Below are 21,372 nucleotides of genomic sequence, written 5' to 3'. Positions count from 1 at the left end.
ATGCCATGACCTCGTTCGATCCGGCTCGGTTCCTGCCCGATGACCTGCTGGCCCGCATCCGCGAGCGAGCCGTGGTGCACGACCACGAGAACACCTTCCCGCACGACGACCTCGACGAGCTGCGCGCGGCCGGCTACCTGAGCATCCTGGTGTCGACCGAGCACGGCGGCGCGGATCTGAGCCTCGCCGAGGCCTCGGTGCTGCAGCAGCGGCTCGCGGGGGCTGCCCCGGCGACGGCCCTCGCGATCAACATGCACCTCGTCTGGACGGGCGTCGCCAAAGTGCTGCGCGATCGGGGCATCGACGATCTGGCCTTCGTCGAAGAGGGGGCCGTCGCGGGCGAGGTGTTCGCCTTCGGCATCAGCGAGGCCGGCAACGACCTGGTCCTGGCCGGGAGCGACACCGTGGCGCGTCCCGACGGCGAGGGCGGCTACACGTTCACGGGGACGAAGATCTTCACCTCGCTGTCGCCGGTGTGGAACCACCTCGGTGTGCACGGCCTCGACACCGAGTCGCCCGACGGCCCGAAGACGGTGTTCGCCTTCCTCGACCGCACCGACGAGGTCGTCACGCGCGACGATTGGGACACCCTCGGCATGCGCGGCACGCAGAGCCGCACCACCGAGCTCCGCGGGGCGCACGCCCCCGCCGACCGCGTCGTGCGCCGGATCGACCCGGGTCCCACGCCCGATCCGCTCGTGTTCGGCATCTTCGCCGTCTTCGAGATCCTGCTCGCGTCGGTGTACACGGGCATCGCGCGGCGCGCGCTCGACCTCGCGGTCGAGGCCGCCACCGCGCGCACCTCGAAGAAGACCGGCACCATCTACGCCAACGACCCCGACATCCGCTGGCGCATCGCCGACATGGCGCTTGCCTACGACGCCATGCCTCCCCAGCTCGCCGCGCTCGCGAACGACGTCGACTCGCTCGCCGATCACGGGCCGCGGTGGTTCTCGCTGCTCTCCGGCGTGAAGTACCGCGCCGTGGCGATGGCGAAAGAGGTGGTCGACGACGCCGTCCTCGTCGGCGGCGGCGCGGCGTACTTCTCGCGTCATGAGCTGAGCCGCCTGTACCGCGACGTGCTGGCCGGCATGTTCCACCCGTCCGACGCCGAGTCGGCGCACGCGACGACCGCCACCGCGTGGCTCGGTCCGGTGACCTCCTGATGGCGCGCACGCCCACGCGCGCTCTGAGCCCGGCCGATCAGGAGCGCCGTCGCGCTCTGCGCGTCATGAAGGGGGTCGCCCTCGGTGCGCTGGTGGCGATGGCCATCGTCTTCGCCGTGTCGTTCTCGCTGCAGCGCGAGGTGGAGTGGCTGCAGTACGTGCGCGCCGCCGCCGAAGGCGGCATGGTCGGTGCCCTCGCCGACTGGTTCGCCGTCACCGCGTTGTTCCGGCACCCCTTGGGTCTGCCGATCCCTCACACGGCGATCATCCCGCGCCGCAAAGACGAGATCGGTCGGCAACTGGGCGAGTTCGTCGAGACGAACTTCCTCGAGGGCGACGTCGTCCGCACCAAGCTCGAGTCCACACCGCTCTCGGCTCGCGCCGGTGCATGGCTGGCCGAGCCCGCCCACGCCGAACGCGTCGCCGCAGAGGGGGCGACGCTCGCCTCGAGCGTGCTCACCGCGCTGAGCGACGACGATGTGCAGGGCCTCATCGAAGACCTCGCCCGCGAGCACCTCCTCTCGCCCGACTGGGGCCCCTCGATCGGAGGGTGGCTCGAACGGGTCGTGTCGTCGGGAGCGCACCACGGGGCGGTCGACCTCGCCCTCGACAACATCGCCGTGTGGCTGGGCAACAACCGCGACACCTTCCAGGGCCTCGTGTCCCGACGCCTGCCGGCGTGGGTACCGAGCATGGCGGCGCGCCTCGTCGACGACACCGTCTATCGCGAGGCGGTCCAGTTCGTCGACGCCGTGCGCGCCGACCCCCGCCACCAGGCGCGTGGAGCGATCGACGGCTACCTCGGGCGTCTCGCCGACAACCTGCAGCACGACCCGTCCACGATGGTGCGCCTCGAAGAGGCGAAGGCCGCGGTGTTCGACAGCCCGCGCGTGCGTCAATTGGCCGCCGATGCGTGGAATACCGCGAAGGCCGGGCTGCTCCGCTCGCTCGGCGACCCCGACAGCGCCCTCCGGCGCCGCGCCACGGCCGCCCTCGCCGAGGTCGGCGAGCGTCTGCAGCGCGACGAGGTCCTGCAGAAGCGCGTCGACGGCTGGGTCACCGACGCGGCCGTGTTCGTGGTGGGCCGCTACCGGCACGACATCGCCTCGATCATCACCGACACCGTCGAGCGGTGGGACGCCGAAGAGACCACCGAGAAGATCGAGCTGATGGTCGGACGCGACCTGCAGTACATCCGCCTCAACGGAACAATCGTCGGCGCCCTCGCGGGGCTCGTGATCTTCACCGTCGCCCACGTGATCTGGGGTTCGTGAGCGGGCTCACGGTGGCGCGCCGAAATCCGTCGCGTCGCACCGCCCTGCGGCGCAGCAGGGTGAGTAGCCTGGGGCGCGTGAGTGACGGAACGGACGCCGAGTCGCTCTTCACGTACGGCACGCTGCAGTCGTCCGACGTGCAACTCGACACGTTCGGACGCCGTGTCGACGGCGACGACGACGCACTGACAGGTTTCCGTCTCGAATGGATCGACGCCACCGGCGTCCATGATCCCGGCGGTGTCGACACCGCCTCGGCTCTGGCTGATCGCCATCGTGCGCTGCGGCGCACCGACGACCCGCGCGATCGCGTGTTCGGCAGCGTGCTGCAGCTCACGGCAGACGAACTCGACGCGGCCGACGAGTACATGGCGACCGTCTCGCGGCGCACGCGGGTCACTCTGTCGAGCGGCGCCGAGGCATGGGTCTACGTCGCCGTATGACCGCCCTGTCCGTCGATCCGCTCTGGCCCCGCGCCGGAGACTGGCCCGTCCCCTCGCCCGACACGGTTGCGGATGCCGCTCTGCTCGGCGTCCCCGCCTGGCGCACGTCACTGTCGCCCACGGGCGCCGGCGAAACGCCCGCGGCGGTTCGCGCGGCACTCCGCCGCTTCTCGCCCACGCTGATGGGTCGGCCACCGGTCTCGCTCGACGACGTCCTGAGCATCGTCGATGCCGGCGACGTCACCGAACCCGACGGCCAGGAGGGCGAACAGCGCGTGCGCGACGCCGTCGCCGACCTCAGCGCCGCACGCATGGTGATCGCCCTCGGCGGCGACAACTCCGCGACCTACGCGGTCGCTCAAGGACGCCGCGCCCGCGGGCTCATCACCCTCGACGCCCACTTCGACCTGCGCGACGGCGAATCGAACGGATCCCCCGTACGCCGGCTCATCGCCGACGGGCTCGATCCCTCGCGCATCGTGCAGATCGGCATCGCCGACTTCACGAACTCCGCGGCCTACGCACAGCGCGCGAACGAGGCGGGCATCACCGTCATCACCCTCGACGAGCTCCGCCGTCGCGGCATCGACACGGTGATCGCCGACGCTCTGCGCATCGCCGGAGCGGGCTCCGCGTCGGCCGACGCCGGCGGCATCCACCTCGATGTCGACGTCGACGTGTGCGACCGCTCGGTCGCACCGGGGTGCCCGGCGAGCGTTCCCGGAGGCCTCGCCGCGTGGGAGCTGCGCGCTCTCGTGCGCGGCCTCTCCCGCGACTCCGGCGTGATCAGCGCCGACATCGTCGAGGTGGATGCCACGGCAGACACCGCCGACGCCCGCACCGTGCGCCTGGCCGCGCTGTGCGTTCTGGAGATCCTGGCAGGAATGGCGGAAAGACGATGATCCAACTCATCCTCGCGCGGCACGCGAAATCGGACTGGGCCGACGAAGGCCTCGACGATCACGAGCGTCCGCTCAACGATCGCGGTCGCCGCGACGCACCGGCGATGGCGCGGATGGTCGTGCGCAAGGGCGTCCGACCGGAGACCGTGCTGTCGAGCACGGCCGTGCGCGCAAGGGAGACGGCGCAGTTCTTCGCGAAAGCGTTCGACGCCGAGGTCACCGAGCTCGCCGAGCTGTACCTGGCCGACCCCGCGCAGATTCTCGCGTCCGCGCGCGCCGCAGGGGTCGACGAGCTGATGGTCGTCGCGCACGACCCCGGCATGAGCGCCCTCGTCTCGCGTCTCGCCGACCGCGACGAGCGCATGGTCACGTGCGCCGTGGCGATCTTCACCTGGCACGACGGCACGTGGGACGACGTCGACGCGACCCCTCCCGACGAGTTCGAGCTGCTGACGCCCTGAGGCCGGCCCGGGCCGTCTGGCCCCGCCGGGTTGCCTCACCTCCTCGCCGACCCGCCGTCCTGCGGACCTCAGCCCCGACACGCCGTCCCGCGCGACCCGGCACCCGGCGTGTCGCCCGCGGCATCCGCACGACGGCATACTCCGGCGGGACCCCGCCGACCCGCCGTCCCGCGGACCTCAGCCCCGACACGCCGCCCCGCGCGACCCGGCACCCGGCGTGTCGCCCGCGGCATCCGCACGACGGTCCAGCCCGGCCCGCCGAGCGGCCCCGCCGTCCGCCCGCGCGACGCCTCAGACCTCGGCCCCGTCCTTCCACACCGTCCGCACGAGGGGCGTGCCCGGCCGGTAGGCGAGGTGCACGCGGGTCGGCGCCTCGAGCAGCACGAGGTCGGCGCGCGCTCCGGGCCGGATCACTCCCACGTCGGTGCGGCGCAGCGCGCGGGCACCTCCGGCAGTCGCCGCCCACACGGCCTCGGCCACCGTCATTCCCATCTCGCGCACGGCCAGGGCGATCATGAGCGGCATCGAACTGGTGAAGCTCGATCCGGGGTTGCAGTCGCTCGCGAGAGCGACGGTCACGCCCGCGTCGATCAGCCGTCGTGCGTCGAGGTACGGCTGCCGCGTCGAGAACTCCACCCCCGGCAGCAGGGTCGCCACGGTGTCCGAGCCGGCGAGCGCGGTGACGTCGTCGTCGGTGAGGTACGTGCAGTGGTCCACCGCCGCGGCGCCGAGCTCGACGGCGAGGGCCGCTCCCCCGCCGAAGCCGAGCTGGTTCCCGTGCACCCGGATGCCGAGACCCGCGGCACGGCCCGCCTCGAGCACCCGGCGGCTCTGAGTCGGCGTGAACGCGCCCTCCTCGCAGAACACGTCGATCCACCGCGCGTGCGGAGCCACCGCGTCGAGCATGTCGCCGACCACGAGCTCGACGTAGTCGTCGCCCCGCCCGGCGTATTCCGCCGGCACGACGTGCGCGCCGAGGAAGGTGACCTCGGCGGTGACCTCGCTCGCGAGGCGCGCGAGACGCGTCTCGGTCTCGACGTCGAGCCCGTAGCCGGTCTTGATCTCGAGGGTGGTCGTCCCCTGCGCTCGGCACTCCCTGACCAGGGCTGCGAGCCGCGCGCGCAGCTCGTCGTCGGATGCCGCTCGGGTCGCGGCGACAGTGGTGCGGATACCCCCCGCGGCATACGACTCACCGGCCATCCGGGCCGCGAACTCCTCCGCTCGGTCGCCGCCGAAGGCCAGATGGGTGTGGCTGTCGACGAAGCCGGGGATGACGGCGCGACCCTCGGCATCCACCACCGGAACGTCGGTCGGAGTGGCATCCGCCGACCCCACCCACTCGACCCGTCCGTCCCGAACGAGCACGGCGGCACCGCGCAGGGTTCCACAGGCATCACCCGGGGCCGCGACGTTCGTCGTCAGCTCCCCGATGTTCGTCAGCACGAACGCGCGGCCGACCCGCTCGGAACCGCTCACCACATCGGCACCGTCAGGCCGCGCTCGGCCGCCACCTCGCGGGCGCGGTCGTAGCCGGCATCCACGTGACGCATGACCCCCGTGCCGGGGTCGTTGACGAGCACGCGGGCGAGTTTCTCGGCGGCGAGCTCGGTGCCGTCGGCGACGCACACCTGTCCGGCGTGGATGCTGCGGCCGATCCCCACCCCACCGCCGTGGTGGATCGACACCCACGACGCCCCGCTCGCGGTGTTCAATAGCGCGTTGAGCAGGGGCCAGTCGGCGATGGCGTCGGACCCGTCGGCCATGGCCTCGGTCTCGCGGTAGGGAGAGGCGACCGATCCCGCGTCAAGGTGGTCGCGGCCGATCACGATGGGCCCCGACAGCTCGCCCGAGGCCACCATCTCGTTGAACTTCAGGCCCGCGAGGTGGCGCTCCTGGTAGCCGAGCCAGCAGATGCGCGCGGGCAGCCCCTCGAAGTGCACCTGCTTTCCCGCCTTGTCGAGCCAGCGGTGAAGAGCGGCGTCTTCGGGGAAGAGCTCGGCCACGGCGCGGTCGGTCTTGGCGATGTCTTCCGGGTCTCCCGAGAGCGCGACCCAGCGGAACGGTCCCTTTCCCTCGGCGAAGAGCGGGCGGATGTACGCGGGCACGAAGCCGGGGAACGCGAACGCGCGGTCGTACCCGCCGAGTTCGGCCTCGCGACGGATCGAGTTGCCGTAGTCGAACACCGCCGCCCCGGCATCCTGGAACCCCACCATCGCCTTCACGTGGGTCGCCATGCTTTCGCGCGCGCGGCGGGTGAAATCCTCGGGGTCACGGGCGGCTTCGGCCTGCCACTGGTCGACCGACACACCGATCGGCAGGTACGACAACGGGTCGTGCGCGCTCGTCTGGTCGGTGACGATGTCGATCCGGATGCCGCGGGCCAAAAGCTCCGGGAACACCTCGGCCGCGTTTCCCTCGACGCCGACCGACAGCGCCTCGCCCGCCTCGCGTGCGGCGCTCACCCGTTCGATGGCCGTGTCGAGGTCGGGAGCGACCTCGTCGAGGTACCCGTGGGCGACACGACGGTCGAGGCGCGTGCGGTCGACGTCGACGATGAGCACCGCCCCGCCGTTCATCGTGACGGCGAGCGGCTGCGCCCCGCCCATGCCGCCGCACCCGGCGGTCAGGGTGAGGGTTCCTCTCAGGTCGCCCGCGGGAGCCGCCGGCCCGGTGGCTGAGCCTGTCGAAGCCCGACCGAGCGAGCGCGCGACGGCCGCGAACGTCTCGTACGTGCCCTGCAGAATGCCCTGCGTGCCGATGTAGATCCACGACCCGGCCGTCATCTGGCCGTACATGGTGAGCCCGAGCTCTTCGAGCTTGCGGAACTCGGGCCAGGTCGCCCAGTCGCCCACGAGGTTCGAGTTGGCGATAAGCACGCGCGGCGCCCACTCGTGCGTGCGGAACACGCCGACCGGCTTGCCCGACTGCACGAGCAGCGTCTCGTCGGGCTCCAGCTCGTCGAGGGTCCGCACGATCGCGTCGTACGCCGCCCACGACCGCGCGGCCCTGCCCGTGCCGCCGTAGACGACGAGGTCGTCGGGGCGCTCGGCGACCTCAGGGTCGAGGTTGTTCATGAGCATGCGCTTCGCGGCCTCGGCGCCCCAGCTCTTCGCGGTGCGCTCCGAGCCACGCGCCGCGCGGATCGGGCCGTGCGGGGCGGATGCCGACGCGGCGGCATCTGGAACGGGGGAAGCCTGCGCGGGGTTCATGGTGTCGGTCATTGCGTGATCTCCTTCGATCGAGGCGGAAAGCGGATGCGGTACGTCAGGCGAGGGCGGCCCGGGCTACCGCGCCCGAGGCGACGAGCTCGGTGACCGCCTCGATCTCGGGCGAGACGAAGCGGTCGGGGCCGGGGCCTTCGACACGCGTGCGGACGAGGTCGCGCACGGCGCCGGTGGCCGCCGCGGGCTCGAGCGGAGCGCGCAGGTCGAGGGCGCGGCATCCGGTGAGCACTTCGATCGCCAGCACGCGGGCGAGCCCGTCGATCGAGCGACGGAGTTTGCGGGCACCCGCCCAGCCCATCGAGACGTGGTCCTCCTGCATGGCGCTCGAGGGGATCGAGTCGACCGAGGCGGGGGCGGCGAGGCGTTTGAGCTCCGACACGATCCCGGCGGCGGCGTACTGCGCGATCATCAGGCCCGAGTCGACCCCCACCTCGTCGGCGAGGAACGGCGGCAGCCCGTTGCTGCGGGCGACGTCGAGCGCGCGGTCGGTGCGGCGCTCCGACATCGAGGCCACGTCGGCGACCGCGATCGCGAGGAAGTCGAGCACGTACGCGACGGGGGCGCCGTGGAAGTTGCCGTTCGACTCGACGCGCCCGTCGACGGTGACGACGGGGTTGTCGACGGCGGATGCCAGCTCGCGCTCGGCGACCTGCACCGCGTGGGTCATCGTGTCGCGCGCGGCGCCGTGCACTTGGGGGGCGCAGCGCAGGGAGTAGGCATCCTGCACGCGGGTGCACTCGGGGCCGCGGTGGCTCGCGACGATCGGCGAGCCGGCGAGGAACGCGCGGAGGTTCGCCGCGGATGCCGCCTGCCCCAGCTGCGGGCGAAGCGCCATGAGGTCGGCCGCGAACACGGCATCCGTCCCCAACTGCGATTCGATCGAGATCGCCGCCGAGACGTCGGCCGTGGTGAGCAGCATCTCGAGGTCGTGCAGGGCCAGCAGCAGCATGCCGAGCATGCCGTCGGTGCCGTTGATGAGCGCGAGGCCTTCCTTCTCGCGCAGGGCGACCGGGGCGATCCCCACGGCAGCGAGGGCGTCGGCGGCGGATCGCCGATCGCCGGCGGCGTCACGCACCTCGCCCTCGCCCATCACCGCGAGGGCCACGTGCGACAGGGGCGCGAGGTCGCCCGAGCAGCCGAGGGAGCCGTACTCGCGCACGACCGGGGTGATCCCGGCGTTGAGCAGGGCGGCGTAGGTCTCGACCACGACGGGGCGCACCCCCGTGGGACCGGTCGCGAGGGTCTGCAGGCGCAGCAGCATGAGGGCGCGAACCACCTCGCGCTCCACCTCGGAGCCGGTGCCGGCGGCGTGCGAGCGGATGAGGCTCGCCTGCAGCTGAGCGCGTCGGTCCTCGGCGATGAAGGTCGTCGCCAGCGCTCCGAAGCCGGTCGAGATGCCGTAGTGCGGCTGCGGGTCGTCGGCGAGCGCCTCGATGAGGGCGCGGGTGTCGGCCACGCGCTGCAGGGCATCGTCGTCCACCGTCACCCGCGCGTCGTGTCGCGCCACGGCGACGACGTCCTGAGGGGTGAGGGGCTGGGATCCGACGGTGACGCTCGAGTTCATACGCCGATTCCATCGCGCGCACTGTCGCGCGACGACGGGGTTCTGGCATCCTGTGTCTGTCATGCCAGACATTCCCCGCCCGCAGGTCCCCGCCGCCGATCAGACGCTGCGGATCCTTTCGCTGCTCGCGCGCCAGCCCGGCCCGATGGCCGCACAGTCGATGGCGACGACCCTCGGCATCCCGCGTTCGAGCGTCTATCACCTGCTCGCGACCCTCGAGCAGCACGGCTACGTCGTGCACCTGCCCGGGGATCGCCGCTGGGGCCTCGGCACCGCGGCGTTCGAGCTCGGCGGCGGATACGCCCGGCAACAGCCCCTCGCCCGCCTCGGCCGTCCGCTGCTGGCGGGGCTCTCCGACCGAGTCGGCGAATCGGCCCACCTCGCCGTGCTGGCCGGACGAGATGTGCTGTACATCGTCGAAGAGCGCGCCCCGCGCCGCCCCGCGCTCGTGACCGACGTCGGCGTGCGCCTGCCCGCCCACCTCACGGCCACGGGACGGGCCATGCTCGCGGCGCTCCCCCGCGAACAGGTGCGGGCGTTGTTTCCGGATGCCACGGCCCTCACCCAGCGCCACGGCGCGGGCCCCGCAACCCCCCGTGAGCTGCGCGAGGTGCTCCGCCTCGTGAGGGCGGACGGCCACGCGAGCGAGAACGGCGAGGTCACCCCCGGATTCGCCTCCGTCGCCGCCGCGGTGCTCGACCATGCCGGGTGGCCCGCCGCGGCCGTGGCGATCACGTGGCCGGCCGACGGACCCCCGCGCGATGCCGCGGCGCTGGCGTCAGCGGCATCCGGAACCGCCGCCGAGCTCGCCCGCCGCATCGGCCGACCGGCCTGACGCGCGGTCGGGGCGAGTTTCGTCGTTCGGGGCAGGAAATTCTCGCCCCAAACGACAGATCCCGCCCCAAACCGCCCCTCAGCCGCCACCGCCCACCCCAGCGCCTCAGCGCACGACGAGGCGCGGCTCCACCAGCACGTGCGCCGCGCCCGCCGTCGGCGCGCGGGGGGCGACGACCGTGCCGTTCTCGCCCATGAGCAGGTCGAGGGCTCCGGATGCCACTTTCTCGGGCAACTGCTCGACGCTCGACAGGCCGAGCGCCTCCACCGCGGGGGTGTTGTCGAAACCGATGACCGTGATGTCGCTCCGGCCGGCGAGGGTCACGGCGAGGTGCGCGCCGATCGCGAGGGAGTCGCTCGCGCACACGATGCCCGTCACGCCCGGGTCGGCGGCGAGGCCGGCGGCGACCACGTCGCGAGCCGCCGAGACGTTCTCTTCGACGACCCATCGCGGTCCCGAGGCCGCGCTCTCGCGCCACCCGCGTTCGCGTTCGTCGCCGGTGCCCGACCCGGCGGGCCACCCGAGGAAGGCGATGCGCTGGCTGTCCTGCGCCAGCAGGTGCGCAGTCGCCGCGCGCGTGCCCGCCGCGCCGTCGACGTCGACCCAGAGGTGCGCGGGGGCTTCGACGTCGTCCTCGCCCCACGGCCGTCCGAACGACACGAACGGCAGGGCGCGGTCGAGCAGCCACCCCGTGCGCGGGTCGCCGTGGAAGGTGCCGGTGATGACGACGGCATCCACCTCTCCCCCCTCGATCAGGTCGCCGAGGCGGGCGATCTCCTCTTCGGGCGTGCGCGCGGCGTACAGCAGCACGCGCATGTCGCGCTCGCCCGCGCGTTCGGTGAGGGCGTGCACGAAGCGGTCGAGCACGACGCCCGAGATCCCCCCGGCGTACGGATCGAGGTGGATGCCGATGGTGGAACTCCGACGCGTGCGCAGGCGGCGCGCGGCGGCGTGGGGGCGGTAGCCGAGCTCGGCGATCGCGGCTTCGACGCGTAGACGGGTGGCCTCGCGCACGATGTCGGGGGTGTTCACGACGTTCGACACGGTCTGCCGCGAGACCCCGGCGACGCGTGCGACGTCGTCGACGGTGGGCGCCTTCGCCATGTCTCGTCTCCCCCGTGCCGTGGCCGGTGCCCCACGGCATCCGGTTTTCCGATCCTCCGGCGCCTCCGCGATCCGCGACGACGGCGGGTGCAGGCCGGGCGGCCAGACCGACAGCCTAAGCGGGCGGGCAACCGCTTGACAGGAAACGCCGCCGTTCTTTACCGTTGTCGGACCGTCATTTGAACGATCAAACCGACGGCCCTCCGAGCACCCGGAGGGGTCGCATGCCTCATCGAAGGAGAGAGACACATGACACGGCACACCGCCCGGAACTGGCTCGCCGCCGGCGCACTTCTCGCCACCGGAGCCCTCACGCTCACCGCGTGCGGCTCCGGATTCAACGACACCCCCGGCGAATCCCAGGCCTCGGGCTCGGGCACGCTCAGCATCCTCATCGGCTCCTCGGGCGACGCCGAGACCAAGGCCGTCACCGACGCCGTCGCCGCCTGGAGCGAGCAGTCGGGCGTGCAGGCCGAGGTCCAGACCGCCAACGACCTCCCCCAGCAGCTCTCGCAGGGCTTCGCGGCGGGCTCGCCGCCCGACCTGTTCTACCTCGCCCCCGAGGCCCTCGCCGGATACGCGGCGAACGGCTCGATCGCCGCCTACGGCGACGACCTGGCGAACAAGGACGACTTCTACCCCTCGCTCGTCGACAACTTCACCGTCGACGGCAAGTTCTACTGCGCGCCCAAGGACTTCTCGACCCTGGCCCTCATCATCAACACCGACCTGTGGTCGGCGGCAGGGCTGACGGATGCCGATGTCCCCACGACCTGGGACCAGTTGGCATCCGTCGCCCAGAAGCTCACCACCGACGGCCGCGTCGGCCTCGCGTTCGGCGCGGAGTACCAGCGCGTGGGCGCGTTCATGGCCGAGGCCGGAGGCGGACTCGTCTCCGACGGCACGGCCACGGCCGACAGCTCCGCCAACGTCGAGGCGCTGAACTACGTCAAGACGCACCTGAACGACGGCACGTTCGCGTTCGCGTCGGATGTGGGCGCGGGCTGGGGCGGCGAGGCGTTCGGCACCCAGAAGGCCGCGATGGTCATCGAGGGCAACTGGATCACCGGCGCCATGTCGGCCGACTACCCCGATGTGAAGTACAAGGTCGCCGAACTGCCCGCAGGCCCCGGCGGCAAGGGCACGTTGCAGTTCACCAACTGCTGGGGCATGGCCGCCGACAGCGGCAACCAGGAGCAGGCCCGCTCGCTCGTGGAGTACCTGACGAGCACCGACCAGCAGCTGGCGTTCTCGAAGGCGTTCGGCCCGATGCCCTCGATCCAGTCGGCCGCCGACGCGTGGAGCACCGCGAACCCCGACCTCACGGCGTTCCTCTCCGGAGCCGAGTACGCGCAGTTCCCGCCGAACATGGCCGGTGCCGCCGACGTCATCACCGACTTCAACGCGCAGTTGGAGTCGCTGAAGACGGGTGACCCGCAGGCGCTGCTGCAGACGGCGCAGTCCAACCTCGAGGCCATCACCACGCAACCATGAGTGCTCTCACCTCAGCGCCGCGTCGCGCCGGATCCTCCTCCCCGGGGATCCGGCGCGGCGAGGCCGCCGCCGGCTGGCTCTTCACCGCCCCCGTGCTGATCATCCTGGGCGTGTTCCTGCTCGTCCCCGTGCTCATGGCGCTGTGGGTGAGCTTCTCCGACTGGACCGGGCGCGGCAGCCCCTTCTCGTCCAACGTCGGCTTCGTCGGTCTCGACAACTACGCCGCCGTCACCACCGGCGGCGGTCTCGCCGAACGCGACTTCGGCACGGCGCTGCGCAACAACGCCTGGTACGTGCTGCTGGTCGTGCCGCTGCAGACGGCCCTGTCGCTCTTCCTCGCGGTGCTGGTCAACCGTGCCGTTCTGCGCGGACGCGGCCTGTTCCGCACCGCCTTCTACTTCCCCTCGGTCACGAGCTCGGTGGCCATCACCGTGCTGTGGCTCTTCCTCTTCTCAGCATCCGGCGCCGTCAACGAGGCGCTGTCGTGGTTCGGCATCAACGGACCGAACTGGTTCAGCGACCCGTCCGGCGTCGTGCACAACCTGCTCGGAGCCGTGGGCATCACCAGCGGCCCGGCTTTCCTCACCGGCAACACGATGCTCGGCGTCTCGTGGTGGGACTGGCTCGCCGGTCCCTCGGTCGCGATGTCGGCCTTCATCCTCATGGCCGTGTTCACCACCTCGGGCACCTTCATGCTGCTGTTCATCGCCGGCCTGCAGAACATCGGCGCCGACGTGCAGGAGGCCGCGATGATGGACGGCGCGACCGGCTGGCAGCGCTTCTGGCGCGTCACCCTGCCGCAGCTCAAGCCCGTGCTGTTCACGGTGCTGACCCTCGGCCTCATCGGCACGTGGCAGGTGTTCGACCAGATCTACACCGGCACGCAGGGCGGCCCCGGAAAGACCACGCTGACACCCGCCTACCTCAGCTACTCCTCGGCGTTCCTGTCGCAGCAGTGGGGGCAGGGCGCGGCGATCGCCTTCGTGCTCTTCGTCATCATCGTGGCGCTCACGATCCTGCAGCGCTTCGTGCTGCGCGACCGCCCGGTCTCGCGCCGACGCCTGCGTCAATACGAGGTGCCCGCAGAGAAGGGAGCGAAGCGATGACCGTCACGGCCTCTCCCCAGACCACCGTCCTCGCCGAACAACGCATCGACGGGCCGTCCCGGCCGGTGAAGCACCGCATGTCGGGCAAGGCCCTGCGCTGGCAGATCGGTCTCTACGTCCTGCTGATCGTGCTCGCGGTCATCTACCTCTATCCGTTCCTCGTACAGGTGGCGACGTCGTTCAAGACGGATGCCGCGGCGGCGGCCGACCCGATCTCGCTCGCGCCCCAGCCGTTCACGTGGGCGGCCTACGAGCGGTTGTTCCTGAACTCCGACTTCCCCGTGTGGTTCGGCAACTCGGTCGTGGTGACCCTGTTCGTCACCGCCGGCCGGGTGTTCTTCAACTCCCTCGCCGGGTACGCCCTCGCCCGCCTGCAGTTCCGCGGGCGCGGGGTCGTGTTCGCGGCCCTGATCGCCGTGATGGCCGTGCCCACGGTGGTGCTGCTGATCCCGAAGTTCCTCGTGATCAACCAGCTCGGCATCTACGACTCGTATGCGGGCATGATCCTGCCGCTGCTGGTCGATGCCGCCGGCGTGTTCATCATGAAGAACTTCTTCGAGTCGATCCCGCCCTCGGTCGAGGAGCAGGCGCGGATCGACGGAGCCGGCACGTTCCGCATCTTCTGGTCGGTCGTGCTGCCGATGGCCCGGCCCGCGCTCATCACGATCGTGATCCTGTCGTTCCAGGGATCGTGGAACGAGCTGAGCCACTTCGTCATCTCCACCCAGTCGCCCGAACTCACCACCCTGACCAAGGGCGTGGCGGCGCTGGCGAGCGGTCAGCTCAGCCAGGGCAGCCAATTCCCCCTCAAACTCGCGGCCGCGGCCATCATGACGATCCCGGTCGCCGTGGTGTTCTTCATCTTCCAGCGCCGCATCATGAACGCCAGCGAAGGAGCCGTCAAAGAATGACCACCGCCCCCACCACCTCGCCTGCCGGGACGACGGTCGACACCCCTCCCCTGCAACCGTTGCTCAGTGATGCGCTCATCGTGCTGCGGGCCCCCACCCAGGTGTGGTCCGACGGCACGGGAGACATGGGCACGGCGGCGGTGCACGGCGTGTACCACGGCGACGTGCGGCACGTGCGCGCGCTCACCGCGAGCTGCGACGGCTCGCCGATCGAGTGGATCTCGACCGCCCCCGACGGCGCCTCGCGCGTGGTCTTCGGCGGACTGCTGCGCGGGCTCGACGACACCACCCCCGACCCGAAGGTGCGACTGCTGCGCGACCGCCGCGTCGCCGACGGCGTGGTCAGCGAGTCGTGGACCGTGCACTCGCGCGTCGACCAGCCGATCCGCACCACGCTGCGCCTGACGCTCACGCCCGAGTTCGCCCAGCTGCACGAGGTGAAGTCGGGTCACGCTTCCGCTCGTGACGCTGAGACCGTGATCGAGGGCGAGAAGATCCGGGTGGATGCCGGCGCCCAGGGCCTCGAACTCGTCGCCCCTGGCGCTCGCGTGGCGTCGACCGATCACGACGTCGAGGCCGAGTGGAGCGTCGAGATCGCCCCCTTCGGCTTCGCCGAGATCGGCTGGACGCTGACGCTGCGCGACGACACCCTCGTCGTGGGCTCGGCCGCCGCTCCCGCGCGATGGGATGCCGCGGCGGTCGCCGCCGGTGCCCCCGACCCGCGCCTGTCGCGATGGCTGCGCACGGCGCTCGACGACCTCGACGCCCTGCGGCTCGTGCTCCCCGATCACCCCGACGACGAGTTCTTCGCCGCCGGAGCGCCGTGGTTCTTCACGCTCTTCGGCCGCGACTCGATCTGGGCCGCGCGGCTCGCGCTCCCGCTCGACAGCGAGATCGCGGCATCCACTCTGCGTGTCCTCGCCCGTCTGCAGGGCGCCGACGACGACGCGCAGACCGCGCAGGAGCCGGGCAAGATCCTGCACGAGCTGCGGGCCTCGGCGCTCGAGATCCCCGGCGAGGGCATCGTGCTGCCGCCGAAGTACTACGGCAGCGTCGACTCGACCCCGCTGTGGATCTGCCTGCTCGCCGACGCCTGGCGCGCCGGCATGCCCGAGGCCGAGGTGCGCGAGCTGCTCCCGACGCTCCGCGGCGCCCTCGGCTGGATCCGCGACAGCGGCGACAGCGACGGCGACGGCTTCCTCGACTACATCGACCGCATGGGCACGGGCCTGTCGAACCAGGGGTGGAAGGACTCGGGCGACTCCATCCAGTGGCGCGACGGCAGCCTCGCCGAGGGTCCGATCGCCCTGTGCGAAGTGCAGGCGTACGCGTACGAGGCCGCCCTCGCCGGAGCCGATCTGCTCGAGCAGTTCGGTGAGGGGGCGGATGCCGACGACGTCGCGTTCTGGCGTGCGTGGGCCACCGACCTGAAGGATCGTTTCGCCGCGACGTACTGGGTCGAGACGTCCGAGGGCCGCTACCCCGCCGTCGCCCTCGATCGGGACAAGCGCCCGGTCGACACGATGACGAGCAACATCGGGCACCTGCTCGGCACCGGCATCCTCTCCCCCGACGAAGAGGCGCACGTCGCCCAGCTGCTGCTCGGCGAGAGCATGTCGAGCGGATACGGCATCCGGACCATGTCGACCGGTGCCGCCGGATACTGGCCGCTGTCGTACCACGGGGGCAGCGTCTGGGTGCACGACACTGCGATCGCCGCGCACGGCATGCTGCGCGCGGGCCTGCACGACCAGGCGCGCGCGGTCGTCGACGGCCTGCTCGATGCCGCCGAGGGCTTCGCGTACCGCGTGCCCGAGCTGCACGCGGGCGACCCGCGCACCCACTCGTCGGTGCCGACGCCCTACCCCGCCGCCTGCCGTCCGCAGGCGTGGTCGGCTGCCGCCGCGGTGGTCTGCCTCACAGCCCTCACACCCGCCCCCGGGGTGTGAGCCCGCCGGGCGGCGCCGCCCCGAACAGCCGCCGCCCGGCCCTTCCGGTCCCTGAGCCCGTCGAAGGGACCGGAAACCGAGGTCCCTGAGCCCGTCGAAGGGACCGCCACCCGCGACCCCCAGGTTCCTGAGCCTGCCGAAGGGACCGCAACCCGCAGAACCGAGGTCCCTGAGCCTGTCGAAGGGACCGCAACCCGCAACCCCAGGTCCCTGAGCCTGCCGAAGGGACCGCAACCCGCAGAACCCAGGTCCCTGAGCCCGTCGAGGGACCGCGACCCGCAGAACCGAGGTCCCTGAGCCTGTCGAAGGGACCGCAACCCGCAACCCCAGGTCCCTGAGCCTGTCGAAGGGACCGCAACCCGCAGAACCGAGGTCCCTGAGCCTGTCGAGGGGACCGCGACCCGCGGACCCCCGGTGGCTTCGACAAGCTCAGCCACCTCACGTCGAGACCCCGGTGGCTTCGACAAGCTCAGCCACCTCACGATCGCGCCCGCTCAGGCGACCCGCGTCACCGTGCCACCGGTCAGCCGCGCCAGCTCGTCGAACGTCAGCGGGAACACCGTGTGCGGCGTGCCGCCCGCGGCCCAGATCTCGGGGAACGCCGCGAGGTCCTCGTCGACCACCGTGGTCAGGGGCGCCGGGTGTCCGGTCGGGGCCACTCCCCCGATGGGCTGGCCGGTCGCGGCGAGCACCTGCTCGGGGGTTGCCCGACGGATGCCGCCGCGCCCGAGCCGCTCGGCGAGAGCCGCCGTGTCGACCCGGTGCGCACCGCTGGTCATGACGAGCAGAGGCTCGTCGTCGCTCCAGAACACGAGGCTGTTGGCGATCGCGCCGACCTCGACGCCGAGGGCGGTCGCGGCGAGCGCGGCCGTCGACGCGGCATCCGGCAGCACGACGATGCGGCCGACGATGCCCGCCTCCTCGAGGGCGGCGGCGACCAGGCGACTACGGGCGGGAAGGGCGTCGGTCATGCCTGACAGCCTAGAGCGAGCCCCGCCGACGGCCGGGCGCGAACGTGCGCTCGCGCGGATCGCGACCCAAACGCCGCGCCGCCGCTCGCGCGACGCCCGGCGACGCGTCAGAATGGATTCCGGATGCCGCAACGCCGCGGCATCCGGGAAGTGCCGCCCACAAGGCGGCCGACGACAAGGAACGCGATGACCCACGCCCTGCCTCTGCCCGATTTCACCCACGAGCGCGTGGAGGTGGTCACGGGGCGGCGCAGCGGCCTCTTCATCGCCGTCGCTCTGCACTCCTCGGTTCTCGGTTCCGCCCTCGGCGGGGCCCGCCTGTGGACCTACCCCTCGTGGACCGATGCCCTCGGCGACGCGCTGCGCCTCTCGGCCGCGATGACGCTCAAGAACGCCGCCGCCGGGCTCGACGCCGGCGGAGGCAAGTCGGTGATCGGTCTGCCCCCGGGCACCGTGCTCGACGCCGACCGCCGCCGCGCCGCTTTCCTCGACCTCGGCGACGCGGTCGAGAGCCTCGGCGGGCTGTACCGCACCGCCGAAGACGTGGGCTCGACCACCGAAGACATGCTCGTCGTCAGCGAGCGCACCGCGCACGTCGTCGGTCTGCCCGACTCCGTCGGCGGCTCCGGCGAACCGGCCGGTCCCACCAGCCTCGGCGTCTACGCCTCCCTCGTGGCGACGCTCGAGCGGGCCGTGGGCACCGGCGACGTCTCCGGTCGCCGCATCACGATCGCCGGTCTCGGCCAGGTCGGCGGCCGTCTCGCCGAGCGCCTCGCCGCCGAGGGCGCCGTGCTCACCGTCACCGACGTCAACCCCGCCAAGCGCACCACCGCCGCGGAGCTCGGCGCCGCGTGGGTCGAGCCCAGCGAGGCGCACCTCGTGCCCGCCGACGTGTTCGTGCCCGCGGGCATCGGGGGCGTGCTGACCGACGACGTGATCGACGCCCTCGATGCACGGAGCGTCTGCGGGCCCGCCAACAACCCCCTCGCCGACCGCGCCGGGGCCGACCGGCTGGCCGCCCGCGGCATCTTGTACGCCCCCGACTTCGTGGTCAACGCCGGTGGCGTGATCTACCTCGACGGCGTCGCGAAGGAGCAGGGCACGCTCGAGCAGATCATGGGTCGGGTCGCGGGCATCGGCGACACCATCCGCCGCGTCTTCGACGAGGCCGCCGTGCGCGGTGTCACCCCGCTGGCCGCGGCCGAGGGTCTCGCCGCCGAGCGCCTCGCCGCCGGCGCCGGGCGCGCCGCCCTGGTCTGACCCCCACAGCACAGCCCCGACGCAGAAGAGACCGGATGCCGCTCAGCGGGGCATCCGGTCTCTTCGACGTGGGCGAGACGCGGGCGAGGCGAGGCGACGCGGTCAGTGCGCGGCGTCGTAGGCCTCGAGGACGGCGGAGGAGATGCGACCGCGCTCGTTGATGGCATAGCCGTTCTCGTGCGCCCACGTGCGGACGTCGGTGAGGTCGCGAGTGGGGATCGCACGACCGCGCGGAGTGCGTCGCACTGTCGCCGCCGTGGATCCGGCGACACGTGCGGCCGAGATGAACGGGTGAAATGCGTCGCGGAGTCTCGCGGCATTTGCATGTGAAAGATCGATTTCATATGCCCGGCCTTCGAGCGAGAACGTGAGGGTCGTTCCGTCTTCGATGATGCGCCCGTCGAGATCGTCGATCATCTGCATGATGTGCTTTTTCGCCATGACGCGACGATAAGGCCCACGTCTAAGCCATTCCCCGCGACGGATTGCAAATTCACCCGCACCTTCATCAGCTTTCACCGCATCCGCGGAAAGTGTCGAAGTGCTCTCGCCGGGGAACCCCCGTCGCCACACGGTCGAGCACCACCACGGCGAACGCTGCCGTGGTGGTGCTCAAGGCTCGTGCCTGCGCGGAACGCAGGTCAACGCAGGGGGAACGCGATCAGGAATTCGCTTCCGCGTACGCGTCGAGCACAGTGCCCGGAACGCGACCGCGGTCGCTCACGGTGTGCCCGTTGGCGCGTGCCCATTCGCGCACGGCGCCGAGGTCGACGTCACTCGAACGACGCGCGGTGCGCGTGCGACGGGCGGTCGTGTTGCCACGTGAAACCGATCGGGCGGCGTCGACGAAGGGGGCGATCGCCGAATAGAACTTGTCGGCGTTGCGGTCGGAGAGGTCGATTTCATAAGCGCGACCCTCGACGGAGAAGGTGATCTGCTTTCCCTGCCCGTCTTCGAGGACGGAACCGTCGAGATCGTCGACGAGGTGCGTGATGTGCTTCATAGCCATAATACGAAAAACCTTACACCTGTAATCGATGAATTACCCGCACGACAATTCCATCTGCCATTCGAGTGCCGTCGGCCGGGTTCGCAAGCGATGGATGGGGGCGCGTGCGAGGGACTATCCTCCACGGGTGGTGTTCGCTCCTGGGACATCACCAGAGACAGAGGAAGCGTTCCGTGAGCCTTTTCCGTACCAAGTCGGTGGAGCAGTCCATCGCCGACACCGATGAGCCCGAATTCCGGCTCAAGAAGTCCCTCAGCGCGCTCGACCTGACGGTGTTCGGTGTGGGCGTCGTGATCGGCGCCGGCATCTTCACCCTCACCGGTCGCGCCGCCCACGACGTCGCGGGCCCCGCCGTGGTCATCAGCTTCATCATCGCCGCGATCGCGTGCGGGCTCGCGGCGATGTGCTACGCCGAGTTCGCCTCGACCGTGCCCGTGTCGGGCTCGGCGTACACCTTCTCCTACGCGTCGCTCGGCGAGCTGTTCGCGTGGATCATCGGCTGGGACCTCATCCTCGAGATGTTCCTCGGCGCGAGCGTGGTCGCCCAGGGGTGGAGCGCGTATCTCGGCACCTTCCTGCAGCAGCTCGGCATCACCCTGCCCGAGGCCATCTCGTACGGCGGCGTGGTCGACGTGCCCGCGATCCTGCTGGTGCTCGTGCTCGGCGGCCTGATGACCGTCGGCATCAAGGAGTCGCTGCGCGTGAACCTCGTGCTCGTCGCCGTGAAGCTGTTCATCGTGCTGTTCGTCATCATCGCCGGCATCCTCTTCATCAACCCCGCGAACTACAGCCCCTTCATCCCCGACTCCGTGCCGACCGAGTCGGCGTCCGGTCTCACCCAGCCGCTGCTGCAGTTCCTGTCGGGACTGGAGCCCGCGACGTTCGGCGTCGGCGGCATCCTCGCAGGTGCCGCACTGGTGTTCTTTGCCTACATCGGCTTCGACGTGGTGGCCACCACCGCCGAAGAGACCAAGCGCCCGCAGCGCGACCTGCCGATCGGCATCATCGCCTCGCTCATCATCTGCACGATCCTGTACTGCGCGGTCGCCATCGTCGTGACCGGCATGGTGCCCTACTCCGAGCTCAACCCCGCCGCGGCCCTCGCCAACGCCTTCGCGTTCCACGGTCAGACGTGGATGGCCACGGTCATCGCCGCCGGCGCGGTCGCGGGTCTGACCACCGTCGTTCTCACCCTCCTGATCGGCGCGACGCGCATCATCTTCGCGATGTCGCGCGACCGTCTGCTCCCGGGCTCGCTCGCCAAGGTGCACCCGCGCTTCCGCACCCCGTGGGTGATCTCGATCATCGTCACCGTCATCGTGGCGATCGTCGCGGGGGTGACCCCGATCGGCGTCCTCGAAGAGATGGTGAACATCGGCACCCTGTCGGCGTTCGTGCTCGTGTCGATCGGCGTGATCGTGCTGCGGCGCAAGCGTCCCGACCTCAAGCGTGGGTTCCGCGTGCCGTGGAGCCCGGTGCTGCCGATCCTCTCGGCGCTGATCTGCACCTATCTCATGCTCAACCTGTCGGTCGAGACGTGGTTGCGCTTCCTCATCTGGCTGGCCATCGGCTTCGCGATCTACTTCCTTTACTCGCGTCGCCACGCCCGCGTCGGCACGGGGGCGCCCCTCGACCCGACGTCCCCGCGGGTGGTGTCTCCTCCCGCGGAGTGATCCGAGCAGATCCCGGATGCCACGAC

The 21,372-nt window shown here is 71.2% G+C and carries 19 protein-coding genes; 12 read left to right on the top strand and 7 right to left on the bottom strand.

Features of this window, described 5'->3' with window-relative positions; translation table 11 throughout:
• Positions 1-5: 5 nt before the first annotated feature.
• From ABXS86_RS16350 to ABXS86_RS16330, 5 genes are all read left to right on the top strand, one after another.
• Positions 6-1,166, top strand: a complete 1,161-nt coding sequence (locus ABXS86_RS16350; protein ID WP_353665155.1) for an acyl-CoA dehydrogenase family protein — start codon at positions 6-8, stop codon at positions 1,164-1,166.
• Entirely contained in the window at positions 1,166-2,440 is a 1,275-nt protein-coding gene (locus tag ABXS86_RS16345) for a DUF445 domain-containing protein (protein WP_144834037.1), read from the top strand. Before ABXS86_RS16350 ends, ABXS86_RS16345 begins: the two co-directional genes overlap by 1 nt.
• A gap of 77 nt (positions 2,441-2,517) precedes the next feature.
• A complete protein-coding gene (locus ABXS86_RS16340; RefSeq protein ID WP_154097531.1) occupies positions 2,518-2,883 on the top strand; it encodes a gamma-glutamylcyclotransferase family protein in 366 nt (121 codons plus the stop codon).
• Positions 2,880-3,785 carry an agmatinase family protein gene (locus tag ABXS86_RS16335; RefSeq protein ID WP_353665154.1) on the top strand — a complete coding sequence of 302 codons (906 nt, stop codon included), beginning with the start codon at positions 2,880-2,882 and terminating at the stop codon, positions 3,783-3,785. The genes ABXS86_RS16340 and ABXS86_RS16335 overlap by 4 nt, the downstream gene beginning before the upstream one ends.
• Positions 3,782-4,246 carry a SixA phosphatase family protein gene (locus tag ABXS86_RS16330; RefSeq protein WP_353665153.1) on the top strand — a complete coding sequence of 155 codons (465 nt, stop codon included), beginning with the start codon at positions 3,782-3,784 and terminating at the stop codon, positions 4,244-4,246. Before ABXS86_RS16335 ends, ABXS86_RS16330 begins: the two co-directional genes overlap by 4 nt.
• Before the next feature lie 291 nt (positions 4,247-4,537).
• Here the strand turns inward: ABXS86_RS16330 and hutI are convergent, their stop codons facing one another.
• The 3 genes from hutI to hutH are packed head-to-tail and all read right to left on the bottom strand — an operon-like array spanning position 4,538 to position 9,034.
• Entirely contained in the window at positions 4,538-5,725 is a 1,188-nt protein-coding gene (gene hutI, locus ABXS86_RS16325; RefSeq protein ID WP_353665152.1) for an imidazolonepropionase, read from the bottom strand.
• Positions 5,719-7,467 (bottom strand): urocanate hydratase, encoded by a 1,749-nt coding sequence (locus tag ABXS86_RS16320; RefSeq protein WP_353665151.1) that lies wholly within the window; start codon positions 7,465-7,467, stop codon positions 5,719-5,721. Before ABXS86_RS16320 ends, hutI begins: the two co-directional genes overlap by 7 nt.
• Positions 7,468-7,510: 43 nt before the next feature.
• Entirely contained in the window at positions 7,511-9,034 is a 1,524-nt protein-coding gene (gene hutH / locus ABXS86_RS16315) for a histidine ammonia-lyase (protein WP_353665150.1), read from the bottom strand.
• A gap of 61 nt (positions 9,035-9,095) precedes the next feature.
• Here hutH and ABXS86_RS16310 point away from each other — a divergent pair, with 61 nt between their 5' ends.
• The gene (locus ABXS86_RS16310) at positions 9,096-9,869 is read left to right on the top strand and encodes an IclR family transcriptional regulator (protein WP_353665149.1); all 774 of its coding nucleotides are present in this window, start codon (positions 9,096-9,098) and stop codon (positions 9,867-9,869) included.
• A 105-nt stretch (positions 9,870-9,974) separates the two neighbouring features.
• Here ABXS86_RS16310 and ABXS86_RS16305 read toward each other — a convergent pair whose 3' ends face one another.
• On the bottom strand, positions 9,975-10,973 hold the full coding sequence (locus ABXS86_RS16305) for a LacI family DNA-binding transcriptional regulator (protein WP_353665148.1): 999 nt from the start codon (positions 10,971-10,973) through the stop codon (positions 9,975-9,977).
• Positions 10,974-11,222: 249 nt separating this feature from the next.
• Here ABXS86_RS16305 and ABXS86_RS16300 point away from each other — a divergent pair, with 249 nt between their 5' ends.
• From ABXS86_RS16300 to ABXS86_RS16285, 4 genes are all read left to right on the top strand, one after another.
• Positions 11,223-12,467 (top strand): extracellular solute-binding protein, encoded by a 1,245-nt coding sequence (locus tag ABXS86_RS16300; protein WP_353665147.1) that lies wholly within the window; start codon positions 11,223-11,225, stop codon positions 12,465-12,467.
• Positions 12,464-13,573, top strand: coding sequence for a carbohydrate ABC transporter permease (locus ABXS86_RS16295; protein ID WP_353665146.1), 1,110 nt, complete (start codon positions 12,464-12,466; stop codon positions 13,571-13,573). Before ABXS86_RS16300 ends, ABXS86_RS16295 begins: the two co-directional genes overlap by 4 nt.
• Before the next feature lie 77 nt (positions 13,574-13,650).
• Positions 13,651-14,484 (top strand): carbohydrate ABC transporter permease, encoded by an 834-nt coding sequence (locus ABXS86_RS16290; RefSeq protein ID WP_373459221.1) that lies wholly within the window; start codon positions 13,651-13,653, stop codon positions 14,482-14,484.
• Positions 14,481-16,433, top strand: a complete 1,953-nt coding sequence (locus tag ABXS86_RS16285; RefSeq protein WP_353665144.1) for a glycogen debranching N-terminal domain-containing protein — start codon at positions 14,481-14,483, stop codon at positions 16,431-16,433. Before ABXS86_RS16290 ends, ABXS86_RS16285 begins: the two co-directional genes overlap by 4 nt.
• Before the next feature lie 494 nt (positions 16,434-16,927).
• On the opposite strand, the gene ABXS86_RS16280 is transcribed toward ABXS86_RS16285, so the two are convergent.
• A complete protein-coding gene (locus ABXS86_RS16280; protein ID WP_353665143.1) occupies positions 16,928-17,404 on the bottom strand; it encodes a YbaK/EbsC family protein in 477 nt (158 codons plus the stop codon).
• Between the two features lie 186 nt (positions 17,405-17,590).
• Here ABXS86_RS16280 and ABXS86_RS16275 point away from each other — a divergent pair, with 186 nt between their 5' ends.
• A complete protein-coding gene (locus ABXS86_RS16275; protein WP_353665142.1) occupies positions 17,591-18,664 on the top strand; it encodes a Glu/Leu/Phe/Val dehydrogenase family protein in 1,074 nt (357 codons plus the stop codon).
• Between the two features lie 102 nt (positions 18,665-18,766).
• Here the strand turns inward: ABXS86_RS16275 and ABXS86_RS16270 are convergent, their stop codons facing one another.
• On the bottom strand, positions 18,767-19,105 hold the full coding sequence (locus tag ABXS86_RS16270) for a histone-like nucleoid-structuring protein Lsr2 (RefSeq protein ID WP_353665141.1): 339 nt from the start codon (positions 19,103-19,105) through the stop codon (positions 18,767-18,769).
• A 220-nt stretch (positions 19,106-19,325) separates the two neighbouring features.
• Complete coding sequence (locus tag ABXS86_RS16265; protein ID WP_307212703.1) at positions 19,326-19,667, bottom strand: histone-like nucleoid-structuring protein Lsr2; 342 nt, start codon at positions 19,665-19,667, stop codon at positions 19,326-19,328.
• 179 nt (positions 19,668-19,846) lie between these two features.
• Here ABXS86_RS16265 and ABXS86_RS16260 point away from each other — a divergent pair, with 179 nt between their 5' ends.
• Positions 19,847-21,346 (top strand): amino acid permease, encoded by a 1,500-nt coding sequence (locus tag ABXS86_RS16260; protein ID WP_353665140.1) that lies wholly within the window; start codon positions 19,847-19,849, stop codon positions 21,344-21,346.
• The last annotated feature ends 26 nt before the right edge of the window (positions 21,347-21,372 follow it).

The sequence above is a fragment of the Microbacterium sp. che218 genome (genome assembly GCF_040436305.1).
GTDB lineage: Bacteria > Actinomycetota > Actinomycetes > Actinomycetales > Microbacteriaceae > Microbacterium > Microbacterium algihabitans.
The sequence above is the reverse complement of the archived record's forward strand: the minus strand, read 5'-3'. Positions and strand labels throughout refer to the sequence as shown.